Genomic DNA, 12,689 nt, shown 5'->3' with positions numbered 1-12,689 from the left:
AGGGAATGCGGGCCCCGTAGGATCCGTTGGGTGGGGTGAGACCCAGCAAGGATCCCAGACCGCAGTCGGCAGAGACGAGGAAGACACCCGTGAGCGACGTCCGCAACGTGATCATCATTGGTTCCGGGCCGGCGGGCTATACGGCCGCGCTCTACACCGCCCGGGCGTCCCTGAAGCCGTTGGTCTTCGAGGGCGCCGTCACCGCGGGTGGTGCGCTGATGAACACCACCGACGTGGAGAACTTCCCCGGCTTCCGTGAGGGCATCATGGGCCCCGACCTGATGGACAACATGCGGGCCCAGGCCGAGCGCTTCGGCGCCGAGCTGATCCCGGACGACGTCATCGCGGTCGACCTCAGCGACGAGATCAAGACGGTCACCGACTCCGCGGGCACCGTCCACCGTGCCAAGGCCGTCATCGTGACCACCGGCTCCCAGCACCGCAAGCTCGGCCTGCCCCGGGAGGACGAGCTGTCCGGCCGCGGCGTCTCCTGGTGCGCCACCTGCGACGGGTTCTTCTTCAAGGACCAGGACATCGCCGTCATCGGCGGTGGTGACACGGCCATGGAGGAGGCGACCTTCCTCTCCCGCTTCGCCAAGTCCGTCACCGTGGTCCACCGCCGCGACGCCCTGCGGGCCAGCAAGGCCATGCAGGAGCGCGCCTTCGCCGACCCGAAGATCTCCTTCGTCTGGGACAGCGAGGTCGCCGAGATCCACGGCGAGAGCAAGCTCTCCGGGCTGACCCTGCGCAACCTCAAGACCGGTGAGACCTCCGAGCTCCCGGTGACCGGTCTCTTCATCGCCATCGGCCACGACCCGCGCACCGAACTGTTCAAGGGCCAGCTGGACCTGGACGACGAGGGCTACCTCAAGGTCGCCGCTCCCTCGACCCGCACCAACCTGACCGGTGTCTTCGCCGCGGGTGACGTCGTCGACCACACCTACCGCCAGGCGATCACCGCCGCCGGCACCGGCTGCTCCGCCGCCCTGGACGCCGAGCGCTTCCTGGCTGCTCTCGCCGACGGCGAGGGTGTCCGCGAGCCCGAGCAGACCCCCTGACCCACCCCCACACCTCCACCCCACGCACAAGGATTTAAGGAGACAGCCGTGGCCGGCACTCTCAAGAACGTGACCGACGCCTCCTTCGAGGCGGACGTCCTCAAGAGCGACAAGCCCGTCCTGGTGGACTTCTGGGCGGCCTGGTGCGGCCCCTGCCGCCAGATCGCTCCCTCTCTGGAGGCCATCGCGGCCGAGCACGGCGACAAGATCGAGATCGTCAAGCTGAACATCGACGAGAACCCCGCCACCGCGGCCAAGTACGGCGTGATGTCGATCCCGACCCTCAACGTCTACCAGGGTGGCGAGGTCGCCAAGACCATCGTCGGTGCCAAGCCGAAGGCCGCCATCGAGCGCGACCTGGCCGACTTCCTCGGTATGTAGGACAGAGCGACATTCACTGTTTCACGTGAAACAGGGCCCGCCCCCGACGAGGGGGCGGGCCCTTTTCTCATCCCGAGGCGCTACAGCGGCCGGAGTGCAGGCTCTTTCTGCACGGCTCCCAGCAGCCGGTCCAGCGCCAGCTCGACGTCCTCTTTCCAGGACATCGCCGTGCGGAGTTCCAGCCGCAGCCGGGGATACCGCGGGTGGGGCCGTACGGTCTTGAATCCCACCGCCAGCAGGTGCTCCGCCGGCAGGACACAGGCGGGTTCCTTCCACCGCGCGTCGCCGAAGGCCTCGATCGCCTTGAAGCCCCTCCGCAGCACGTCCTTCGCCACGGTCTGCACCATCACCCGGCCCAGCCCCTGCCCCTGGTAGCCGGGCGTCAGCCAGGCGGTCATCAACTGCACGGCATCCGCCGCAACAGGACTGGTGGGAAAGGCCGTCGAACGGGGGACATAGGCCGGGGGTGCATAGAGCACGAACCCCACCGGAGCCTCGTCGACGTACACGACCCGGCCGCAGGAGCCCCACTCCAGCAGGACGGCCGACAGCCAGGCCTCTTTCTCCAGCTCCGGGCGCCCGGCCCTCAGTGCGGCTTCACCGCTGACGGGGTCCAGCTCCCAGAAGACACAGGAGCGGCAGCGCTTGGGGAGGTCCGGGAGATTGTCCAACGTGAGCGGTACGAGCCGACGCCCCATGCAGTCAGTCCCTCACTTCCGTCGCGTGCCGTGCTGCGGGCGGCGTTCAGCACACTGCGCTCTCTGAGGAGACTGCCGACGAATCCGCCGACTGCTCCCAGGCCCAAGCCCGTTGCCACCAGTCCGGTCCGGCTCACCGTTCGCATGGCCTCGCCCCTCCGTGAACTGCGTCCAACGTGGATGTGCGATACCCCAACGCATCGTATCCGCACGTCGATTGGCCCGACAGCCGGAGAAGGCAAAGGGCGGGTTGTGTTCCCCACGGAGGTTCCAACGGAGGTTCCACGTGAAACACAACCCGCCCTCGGCGGTGTCGCAGCAGGACTACGCCGCGCCCTCATCGTCGTCGTGCGCGAGCTTCTGCGCCAGCACCCGGCCCTCACCCGGAGCCAGTGCGCTGAGGATCCGGTCCAGGTCGTCCATCGAGGCGAACTCGACGACGATCTTGCCCTTCTTCTGCCCGAGGTCGACCTTCACCCGGGTCTCGAAACGGTCCGAGAGCCGCGAGGCCAGGTCGGTCAGTGCCGGGGAGACCCGCGCACCGGCCCGAGGACCCTTGGGCTTGGCCGAGGCAGGACGCGACCCCATCAGCGTCACGATCTCCTCCACGGCACGCACCGAGAGCCCCTCGGCCACGATGCGATGGGCGAGCCGGTCCTGCTCCTCCGAGTCGTCGACCGAGAGCAGGGCCCGCGCATGCCCGGCGGAGAGCACACCGGCAGCGACCCGACGCTGCACGGCGGGGGAGAGCTTCAACAGCCGCAGCGTGTTGGAGACCTGGGGACGCGAACGCCCGATGCGGTCCGCCAGCTCGTCATGCGTGCACTTGAAGTCCTTGAGCAACTGGTCGTAGGCGGCGGCCTCTTCCAGCGGGTTCAGCTGGGCGCGGTGGAGGTTCTCCAGCAGGGCGTCCAGCAGAAGCTTCTCGTCGTCCGTGGCCCGGATGATGGCGGGAATCTTCTCCAGCCCGGCCTCACGGCAGGCCCGCCAGCGGCGCTCGCCCATGATGAGCTCATAGCGCTCCGGAGCCAACTGCCGGACCACGACGGGCTGGAGAAGCCCGACCTCACGGATCGAGGCGACGAGTTCGGCGAGGGCGTCCTCGTCGAACACCTCCCGCGGCTGACGCGGGTTGGGGGTGATGGAGTCCAGGGGCAACTCGGCGAAGTGGGCGCCCGCAACCGCCTCCGCGGCCTCCGCGGGCTGCTCGGCTCCTGTTTCACGTGAAACGGAATCGAGCACAGCAGGCACCTCGTCGGCCGGGAACGAGGTCACCTTGGCCGCAGCCGGCCCCCGCTCCGCCGTCAGCACCGGCACCGCCGTGGGAGACGTCGCACCGGAGCCTACGGCCGGTGCACTGTTCTCCGATCCCTTCGGCGCTGCCGGGATCAGCGCACCGAGCCCACGGCCCAGTCCTCTACGTCGCTCACTCACTGAAGCCCCTCCGACATACTGTGCTGCTCTTGCTGCTGCTGGTGGCCCACGGACTGCCCCGCGGACTGGCCCACAGCCTGATGCCCAACGGTATGAGCCCCGCCGCCCTCGTAGTGCACGCCCACCCCCCGGAGCGCCATCTCCCGGGCCGCCTCCAAGTAGGAGAGCGCTCCGCTGGAGCCCGGGTCGTACGTCAGCACCGTCTGCCCGTAGCTGGGCGCCTCCGAGATGCGGACCGAGCGCGGGATGCTGGTCCGCAGCACCTCGTGCCCGAAATGGCTGCGCACCTCCTCGGCCACCTGGGAGGCCAGCCGGGTCCGCCCGTCGTACATCGTCAACAGGATCGTCGACACATGGAGCTTGGGGTTGAGGTGACCCCGTACCAGCTCCACGTTGCGCAGCAGCTGGCCCAGGCCCTCCAGCGCGTAGTACTCGCACTGAATGGGGATCAGCACCTCCGCGCCGGCGACCAGTGCATTGACCGTCAGCAGCCCCAGGGAGGGCGGGCAGTCGATCAGGATGTAGTCCAGCGGCTGCTCATACGCCTTGATGGCGCGGTCCAGCCGGCTCTCCCGGGCGACGAGCGAGACCAGCTCGATCTCGGCGCCGGCCAGATCGATGGTGGCAGGGGCGCAGAACAGCCCCTCCACGTCCACGACGGGCTGGACGACCTCGGAGAGCTTCCTGTTGTCCACCAGCACGTCGTAGATCGACGGCACCTCGGCGTGGTGGTCGATGCCCAGCGCGGTGGAGGCGTTGCCCTGCGGATCGAGGTCGATGACCAGGACCCGGTTGCCGTGCAGCGCCAGCGAGGCCGCCAGGTTCACCGTGGTCGTGGTCTTGCCCACCCCGCCCTTCTGGTTGGCGACCACCATCACCCGGGTCTGCTCGGGCCGGGGCATCGGAGGCCGCGTTTCACGTGAAACGGCCTCATCGGACGGCGGGGCACCAGGGGGAGCCAGGGGCTCGGAGTCGGCGGGACGGGGACCGGGGACCGGATCGGTCATCGGCCCCGCGATATTGGCGTCGGACCGCAAGGATTCACTCTCCTCGACATCAGGCTCGCGATGAACAGAGCCTGCCATGCTTTCGGGGTCGTGAACCAGCGAGGCCCGTTCTCCTGTGGATGAATCCACCCGGCCTGTGGATGAACTCACGCCCTCGGCCGGGCGACGGTCGCGCGGCATGGCAGCCGCGCGACCACGATTGATGATTCCGTGCAGCAAGGAGCGATGTTTCACGTGAAACACGATGCCGAGGCGCTGCCGCCGACCTGCCGCGACACTCCGGAATGCGTAGTTTTGACAGCTTGTATGGAGCAATAGCTCCAGGAGCTCCGGCGGCTCCATCGGCAGAACGGCCCAGTGCCGCCCTGGCTCAGCGGCGCCGCCGGGCGCGGCCGGCCCGGGCCGCCTTGGCCCGCTTCGCCGCGAAGCGCACACCGCCGGGGCTCTCCCCGCACTCCACCCGCACCACGGTGGACAGCGGGTCCACGACGCCCTCGCCGACCTGGAACACCGAGGTGCGCACGACACCGAGCTTGCTCAGCGCCGCCCGCGCGGCCGTGAGCTCCTCCTCAGCGGTGTCGCCCTTGAGGGCCAGCATCTCGCCGTACGGCCGCAGCAGCGGCACGCCCCAGCCGGCCAGCCGGTCCAGCGGTGCCACGGCGCGGGCCGTCACCACGTGCACCGGCGGCACCTTGCCCAGCATCTCCTCGGCCCGGCCGCGCACCACCGTCACGTGGTCCAGCCCCAGCAGCTCGACGACCTCCTGGAGGAACGTCGTGCGCCGCAGCAGCGGCTCCAGCAGGGTGATCTGCAGGTCGGGACGGACCAGGGCCAGCGGGATGCCCGGGAGCCCGGCACCCGAGCCCACGTCGCACACCGAGACGCCTTCCGGCACGGCCTCGGAGAGCACCGCGCAGTTCAACAGGTGCCGCTCCCACAGCCGGGGAACCTCACGGGGGCCGATCAGTCCGCGCTGCACACCCGCATCCGAGAGCAGCTCCGCATAGCGGACGGCCTCCGGAAAGCGGTCACCGAATACCGCCCGCGCCACCGCGGGCGCCGGGGGGAGCTCCGCTGCCTCTTCCACGAGAACCGTCCTTCCGTACAACATTGTTCTGGGACCCGGGCGACAAGAGACCCGGGGAGTTCTGAGTATCGGGGAAACCACGGCCCCGCCTGCGAGCAGACGGGGCCGTGGCTACCTGGAAGCGGTACGTGACGTCAGGCCGGGAGAACGACCACGCGGCGCTGGGGCTCCTCGCCCTCGGACTCGCTGCGCAGGCCCGCGGCGGCCACCGCGTCGTGGACGACCTTGCGCTCGAACGGCGTCATCGGGTCGAGCCGGACGGCCTGCCCGGTGCTCCTGGCCTCGTCCGCGGCCTGGGCACCGATCTTGGTCAGCTCCTGGCGCTTGTGCGCCCGGAAGCCCGCGATGTCGAGCATCAGACGGCTGCGGTCACCGGTCTCCCGGTTCACCGCGAGGCGGGTCAGCTCCTGGAGCGCCTCCAGCACCTCGCCGTCCCGGCCCACCAGCTTCTGCAGGTCGCGGCTGGTGGAGTCGCTGATGATCGACACAGCGGCGCGGTCGGCCTCGACATCCATGTCGATGTCGCCGTCGAGATCGGCGATGTCCAGCAGCCCCTCGAGGTAGTCGGCCGCGATCTCGCCCTCCTGCTCCAGGCGGGACAGGGTGTCGGTGCCCTCAGCGGCGGCCGCACTGGTCTGACGCTGGGTGTCCGTCACGGTGGACTCCTTCTTCACTTCTTGGACGGGTGCTTGGGCCGCTGCGGGCCGCCCTTGCGCTGCCCGGACTTGGCGTTACGCGACGAGCCGCCCGCCGGCTTCGGCTTGCTGCCCTCGTCCTGCTTCTGCTGCTCGACGTCCTGCTCCGCGGCGGAGGACTGGCCGGTCTGCCGCTGGGCCTTGGTCTGCCGCTTCGGCTGCTGACGGGCGGCACGGGCGGCCTCGGCGACCTTCTTGGCCTCGACCTGGGCCGGGTCCTCCTTGAGCTTGCCCTGGGCCCGCAGGCGCTCCTGACGCTGCTCGAAGGCGAGGCTGCCCGGAGTGGGGTTGCGGCGGATGACGAACATCTGCTGGCCGAGCGTCCACACGTTGGTGGTGAGCCAGTAGACCAGGACACCGACGGGGAAGTTGATGCCGAAGACGGCGAACATGAGGGGGAAGACGTACATCAGCATCTTCTGCTGCTGCATGAACGGCGTCTTCACCGTGAGGTCGACGTTCTTCGTCATCAGCTGGCGCTGCGTGTAGAACTGCGACAACGACATCAGCACGATCATGATGACCGTGACGACACGGACGTCCGTCAGCGTGGCGCCGAGACTCTCGATCTTGCCCGCGCTGTCCATGAACTTCGCGGACAGCGGGGCGCCGAAGATGTGCGCCTTGCGCGCGCTGTCCAGCAGCGACTGGTCGATGACACCGACCGTCTTGCCCTGGGCGATGTGGTTCAGGACCTGGTACAGCGAGATGAAGAAGGGCGACTGGGCCAGGATCGGGAGACAGCTCGAGAGAGGGTTGGTGCCCGTCTCCTTGTAGAGCTTCATCATCTCTTCGGACTGGCGCTGCTTGTCGCTCTTGTAACGCTCCTGGATCGCCTTCATCTTCGGCTGGAGCGCCTGCATGTTCCGCGTGGCCTTGATCTGCTTCACGAAGAGCGGGATCAGGCAGATGCGGATCAGCACCACCAGCGAGACGATGGACAGACCCCACGCCGCGCCACTGTTCTTGTCGAAGACGAGGCTGTAGAACGAGTGGAACTGGACGATGATCCAGGAAACAGCGTAATAAAGGGGACCGAGGATCGTGTCCACGAATCAGGCTCCTTGGGCGTTGGGCTGAGTCTCGGGCTGTGCGACGGACCCCGTGGTGGGGTGCCCGCCCAGTCGGCTCCTCAGCCGCTGGTGCCAGACCGGACGCTTCCGGGGAGGGACGTGGTCGACGCCACCGAGCGACCACGGGTTGCAGCGCAGGATGCGCCAGGCCGTCAGCACCGTGCCTTTGACCGCACCATGCCGGTCAATGGCCGTATAACCGTAGTGCGAGCACGACGGGTAGTACTTGCAGACCGGCCCCAGCAGGGGGCTGATGGTCCACTGGTAAATCTTGATCAACCACAGCAGCGGGTACTTCACTGTGCGCTCCCTCCCGGGTCGATACCGGGGTTCCGGGGGTCTCCCTCCGGGGGATTGCTTCGCGGCGCCCCTCCCAGCAGCCGCTGCAGCGCGGTATCGAGATCGCGGGCCAGCTGGGCGTGGTCCGCCTCGCCCGCGCCGGGCAGGGCTCGCACCACCACCAGGCTACCGGCGGGCAGCTGATCCAGCCGGTCGCGCACGAGGTGGCGCAGCCGGCGCTTGACCAGGTTGCGGACGACGGCTCCGCCCACGGCCTTGCTCACGACGAAACCCGCACGCACCGGGGAGGCTGTGCTCCCAGGTGTGTGCGGGTCCGTGGTACCGCTGCGAAGGTGGACGACGAGGAGCGGGCGGCCGGCCCTGCGTCCTCGGCGCACCGCGGTCGCGAAGTCCTCGCGCCGCCTCAGCCGAGACTCGGAAGGCAGCACGTCATGGACCTTGGCGTCAGGCTGCTCAGGCCGACAGGCTGGCGCGACCCTTGCCACGGCGGGACGCGAGGATCGCGCGGCCGGCACGGGTACGCATGCGCAGGCGGAAGCCGTGGGTCTTCGCGCGACGACGGTTGTTCGGCTGGAAGGTGCGCTTGCTCACTCGGGGACTCCAGAAATGTGTGATGGCGGGACATCGCCTGGCTGTCACCGTGCGCCCACGAGGAACTCGCAATACGCCCGAGTGCACCGCTTCATGACCGCACCCTCGGGCGTGGTCGTTGCCCATCGGAGGCAGGCGGCAGCAGCCATCGACAACTCGACCTGGTCACGGTACGCGCGGTTACGCCATCCGGTCAAACCGGCAGTGCACCAGGGGTACACCGTAGCCTCCCGCAGGCCCGGTCCGTGCCGGGCTCGCAGGGAGCGGTGCCGGACGGGGCATGGCACATTTGTGCACACCCTGTGGACAACGACTTGAACCGTGCACCGTGGCCTGACTACCGTGGCTGAACTCCGAATCCTTCCCGCCCGTCCCGAGAACCACACATTCGTGGGACTCCAGGGCGCCCCCGCTGACTGAGAGAGCGTGCCCTGTGGCTGACCTGCCCGCCGATCTTGCCGCAGTGTGGCCGCGCGTACTCGAACAGCTCCTGGGCGAGGGCCGTGGCCAAGGCGTGGAGACCAAGGACGAGCACTGGATCCGGCGCTGCCAGCCCCTGGCGCTGGTCGCCGACACCGCGCTGCTCGCCGTGCCCAACGAGTTCGCCAAGGGCGTCCTGGAGGGCCGGCTGGCCCCGATCGTCGGCGAGACCCTCAGCCGCGAGTGCGGCCGCCCGATCCGGATCGCGATCACCGTGGACGACTCCGCGGGCGCGCTCCCGGAGCCCCGGCCGCAGGAGCACCGCCCCCAGGAGAGCCGGCAGCCGTACGACGGGCGCGAGGCGTACGAGCCCTACGAGGGCCAGGGCGGCGGCTACGGCAGCCGCCAGGCCCCGCCCGACGACCTGCCGGCCGTCCGGCCCGCCTACCCCGACTACCAGCAGCCCCGGCCCGAGCCGGGCGCCTGGCCGCGGCACGGCGGCCCCTCCGGCCCGGCCGTGCCCGATCGGGGCGGCGACTACGGCTGGCAGCAGCCGCGCCTGGGCGGCTTCGCCGAGAGCGAACGCGACCCGTACGCCTCGCAGCACGGCGACGCCCCGTATCCGCAGCAGTACGAGCAGCAGCCGGACTACCGCTCCGCCGCGCCCGAGCGCCCGGCGTACGAGTCGCAGCGCCGCGAGCTGCCCGACATTCCCCGGTCCGCACCGGGCGGCGGGGACCGTGGCGAGCGGCCGTCGTCCGGCGGGACGCAGCCCGCGCCCGCGTCGGGATCCGGTGAGCCGACGGCCCGGCTGAACCCCAAGTACCTCTTCGACACCTTCGTCATCGGCGCGTCCAACCGCTTCGCCCACGCGGCAGCGGTGGCCGTGGCCGAGGCGCCGGCCAAGGCCTACAACCCCCTGTTCATCTACGGGGAGTCGGGCCTCGGCAAGACCCATCTGCTGCACGCCATCGGGCACTACGCGCGCAACCTCTACCCGGGCACGCGGGTGCGCTACGTGAGCTCCGAGGAGTTCACCAACGAGTTCATCAACTCCATCCGCGACGGCAAGGCGGACGCGTTCCGCAAGCGCTATCGCGACATGGACATCCTGCTGGTCGACGACATCCAGTTCCTGGCGAGCAAGGAGTCGACGCAGGAGGAGTTCTTCCACACCTTCAACACCCTGCACAACGCGAACAAGCAGATCGTGCTGTCCTCGGACCGGCCGCCCAAGCAGCTGGTGACCCTGGAGGACCGGCTGCGCAACCGCTTCGAGTGGGGCCTGATCACGGACGTGCAGCCGCCCGAGCTGGAGACGCGGATCGCGATCCTGCGGAAGAAGGCCGTGCAGGAGCAGCTCAACGCCCCGCCGGAGGTCCTGGAGTTCATCGCCTCCCGTATCTCGCGCAACATCCGCGAGCTGGAGGGCGCGCTGATCCGGGTCACCGCGTTCGCCAGTCTCAACCGGCAGCCGGTGGACCTCGGGCTGACCGAGATCGTCCTCAAGGACCTGATCCCCGGCGGCGAGGACGCCTCGCCCGAGATCACCGCGCCGGCCATCATGGCGGCGACGGCCGACTACTTCGGGCACACCGTGGAGGACCTGTGCGGGGCTTCGCGCAGCCGCGTGCTGGTGACGGCCCGGCAGATCGCGATGTACCTGTGCCGTGAGCTCACGGACCTGTCGCTGCCGAAGATCGGTGCACAGTTCGGCGGCCGCGACCACACGACCGTGATGCACGCGGACCGCAAGATCCGTGCGCTGATGGCCGAACGGCGCTCCATCTACAACCAGGTGACGGAGCTGACGAACCGCATCAAGAACGGCTGACACCCGTTCTGAGAGCGCGGAAGGGCGCTCCGGGAGCTTCCCGGAGCGCCCTTTTGCCGTTCCGGGCCGAGGAGGCCGGGCCCGGCCGGGGGTCCGGGGGTTGCCCCCGGGAAGCACAGCCCGGAGCGCCCTTCGCCGTTTCCGGAGGGTCCCGGGGCGCCCCAGCGGCGGTCCCGGACCGGCAGCGGTGTTCGAATACAAGCCCTGGACCAGCAGTTCTCCACAGATCGGGCCCCGAACGGCCGTCCACACCCTGGGGACCCGGAAGTTATCCCGAACGTGTCCACAGACCGGGCTGTTGATATGCCATCAGGCGAGGTCACGGGGGTGTGGATTTGTGGCCGACGAGGTTCCACAGCCTGTGGACAGCGAGACTGCCCACAGGCTCGCTCCGCGTTGTCCACCGGCAACCCACAGGAGAACCGGTCTTATACACAGCCTTTCCACACTCCTGTCCACTGTTCGGCAACGAAACGCCGAAGCTCACCGCACTGAGTGAAAGGCGTCACACCAAGTTGCCCGGTTGGGCTGTGGGGAACGTGGGTAAACCTGGGGACACGGCTGGGGAGAAGTGGCCCCCGCCTGTGCACCGGGTGTGCAGAACTTTCCGCAGTCCACAGCGGACCCGGTTTTTCCACTGCCTGCGCCCACAGGCCCGGTGGACAAAAAATCGGCCCTGACCTGGGCAAAGGAAGTTTTCCACGGTTTCCACAGGCCCTACTACTACGACCACATAGGTAAGCCGGGAAACTCGCTTCGAAGTGGGTCCTGTGCACAACTTCGCCTCGGGCCGCGCCACGCCTCCGACCTCGACTTGACCGCCAGCCGCACCGACTGTCAGCAACGTGCGTCAGACTGGTCCCCGGCACTCAGCCGACGACGAAGCCAGCAGGGCGAGCCAGCAACAGCAGGAGGCGGTACCGGTGAAGATCCGGGTGGAGCGCGATGTACTCGCGGAGGCAGTGGCCTGGGCGGCCCGCAGCCTCCCGGCCCGTCCGCCGGTGCCGGTCCTCGCGGGCCTGCTGCTGAAGGCGGAGGAGGGCTCCCTGAGCCTCTCCGGCTTCGACTACGAGGTCTCGGCCCGCGTCTCGGTCGAGGCGGATGTGGAGGAGGACGGCACCGTCCTCGTCTCCGGCCGGCTCCTCGCCGACATCTGCCGGGCACTTCCCAACAGGCCTGTGGAGATCTCCACGGACGGCGTGCGCGTCACCGTCGTCTGCGGCTCCTCGCGATTCACACTCCACACCCTGCCTGTGGAGGAATACCCGGCGCTGCCGCAGATGCCGACCGCCACGGGCGCCGTCCCGGCGGAGGTCTTCGCCTCGGCCGTCTCCCAGGTCGCCATCGCCGCCGGCCGTGACGACACGCTCCCCGTGCTCACCGGTGTCCGGATCGAGATCGAGGGCGACACCGTCACCCTGGCCTCCACCGACCGCTACCGCTTCGCGGTCCGCGAGTTCATGTGGAAGCCCGAGACCCCGGACATCTCCGCGGTCGCCCTGGTGCCCGCCAAGACCCTGCTGGACACCGCCAAGTCCCTCAGCAGCGGCGACACGGTGGCGCTGGCGCTGTCCGGCTCCGGAGCGGGCGAGGGCCTCATCGGCTTCGAGGGCGCCGGGCGCCGTACGACCACGCGCCTGCTCGAGGGCGACCTGCCGAAGTACCGCACGCTGTTCCCGACCGAGTTCAACTCCGTCGCCGTGATCGAGACCGCCCCGTTCGTCGAGGCCGTCAAGCGTGTGGCGCTCGTCGCCGAGCGGAACACCCCGGTGCGCCTGAGCTTCGAGCAGGGCGTGCTGATCCTGGAGGCCGGCTCCAGCGACGACGCACAGGCTGTGGAAAGGGTCGACGCCCAGCTCGACGGCGACGACATCTCGATCGCCTTCAACCCGGCCTTCCTGCTCGAGGGCCTCTCGGCCATCGACTCCCCGGTGGCCCAGCTGTCCTTCACGACCTCCACCAAGCCCGCGCTGCTCAGCGGCAAGCCGGCGCTCGACGCGGAGGCGGACGAGGCGTACAAGTACCTGATCATGCCGGTTCGCCTGTCCGGCTGAGGCCGACGACCGAGGGGTGCGGGCCGTTCACCATTGAGCGCCCGCACCCCACAGGTG

The 12,689-nt window shown here is 69.1% G+C and carries 12 protein-coding genes and 1 pseudogene; 4 read left to right on the top strand and 9 right to left on the bottom strand.

The window, feature by feature from the left end; translation table 11 throughout:
* The first annotated feature begins 89 nt into the window (after positions 1-89).
* On the top strand, positions 90-1,058 hold the full coding sequence (gene trxB, locus ACWD4B_RS14105) for a thioredoxin-disulfide reductase (RefSeq protein ID WP_451420971.1): 969 nt from the start codon (positions 90-92) through the stop codon (positions 1,056-1,058).
* A 48-nt stretch (positions 1,059-1,106) separates the two neighbouring features.
* Complete coding sequence (gene trxA / locus ACWD4B_RS14100; protein ID WP_336410305.1) at positions 1,107-1,439, top strand: thioredoxin; 333 nt, start codon at positions 1,107-1,109, stop codon at positions 1,437-1,439.
* An 80-nt stretch (positions 1,440-1,519) separates the two neighbouring features.
* Here trxA and ACWD4B_RS14095 read toward each other — a convergent pair whose 3' ends face one another.
* From ACWD4B_RS14095 to rpmH, 9 genes and pseudogenes are all read right to left on the bottom strand, one after another.
* The gene (locus ACWD4B_RS14095; protein ID WP_451420970.1) at positions 1,520-2,137 is read right to left on the bottom strand and encodes a GNAT family N-acetyltransferase; all 618 of its coding nucleotides are present in this window, start codon (positions 2,135-2,137) and stop codon (positions 1,520-1,522) included.
* Between the two features lie 324 nt (positions 2,138-2,461).
* Entirely contained in the window at positions 2,462-3,571 is a 1,110-nt protein-coding gene (locus tag ACWD4B_RS14090) for a ParB/RepB/Spo0J family partition protein (RefSeq protein ID WP_451420969.1), read from the bottom strand.
* On the bottom strand, positions 3,568-4,656 hold the full coding sequence (locus ACWD4B_RS14085; protein WP_451420968.1) for a ParA family protein: 1,089 nt from the start codon (positions 4,654-4,656) through the stop codon (positions 3,568-3,570). The genes ACWD4B_RS14090 and ACWD4B_RS14085 overlap by 4 nt, the downstream gene beginning before the upstream one ends.
* 292 nt (positions 4,657-4,948) lie before the next feature.
* A complete protein-coding gene (gene rsmG / locus ACWD4B_RS14080; protein WP_451420967.1) occupies positions 4,949-5,689 on the bottom strand; it encodes a 16S rRNA (guanine(527)-N(7))-methyltransferase RsmG in 741 nt (246 codons plus the stop codon).
* A 110-nt stretch (positions 5,690-5,799) separates the two neighbouring features.
* Entirely contained in the window at positions 5,800-6,321 is a 522-nt protein-coding gene (locus ACWD4B_RS14075; RefSeq protein ID WP_451420966.1) for a Jag family protein, read from the bottom strand.
* 14 nt (positions 6,322-6,335) lie between these two features.
* A complete protein-coding gene (yidC, locus tag ACWD4B_RS14070) occupies positions 6,336-7,412 on the bottom strand; it encodes a membrane protein insertase YidC (protein ID WP_451420965.1) in 1,077 nt (358 codons plus the stop codon).
* Between the two features lie 3 nt (positions 7,413-7,415).
* Complete coding sequence (gene yidD, locus ACWD4B_RS14065; protein ID WP_451420964.1) at positions 7,416-7,733, bottom strand: membrane protein insertion efficiency factor YidD; 318 nt, start codon at positions 7,731-7,733, stop codon at positions 7,416-7,418.
* A 59-nt stretch (positions 7,734-7,792) separates the two neighbouring features.
* Positions 7,793-8,161 (bottom strand): annotated as a pseudogene (rnpA, locus tag ACWD4B_RS14060) (ribonuclease P protein component); the annotation flags it as partial.
* Positions 8,162-8,186: 25 nt separating this feature from the next.
* Complete coding sequence (gene rpmH, locus ACWD4B_RS14055) at positions 8,187-8,324, bottom strand: 50S ribosomal protein L34 (protein WP_010985740.1); 138 nt, start codon at positions 8,322-8,324, stop codon at positions 8,187-8,189.
* 433 nt (positions 8,325-8,757) lie between these two features.
* On the opposite strand from rpmH, the gene dnaA reads away from it, so the two are divergent.
* Together dnaA and dnaN are read left to right on the top strand one after the other, a co-directional pair.
* A complete protein-coding gene (gene dnaA, locus ACWD4B_RS14050; protein ID WP_451420963.1) occupies positions 8,758-10,578 on the top strand; it encodes a chromosomal replication initiator protein DnaA in 1,821 nt (606 codons plus the stop codon).
* 923 nt (positions 10,579-11,501) lie between these two features.
* Positions 11,502-12,632, top strand: a complete 1,131-nt coding sequence (gene dnaN, locus ACWD4B_RS14045; protein WP_451420990.1) for a DNA polymerase III subunit beta — start codon at positions 11,502-11,504, stop codon at positions 12,630-12,632.
* Positions 12,633-12,689: the final 57 nt, after the last annotated feature.

Source organism: Streptomyces sp. NPDC002536, assembly GCF_053594995.1.
This window is presented reverse-complemented; position numbering and strand designations above follow the sequence as displayed.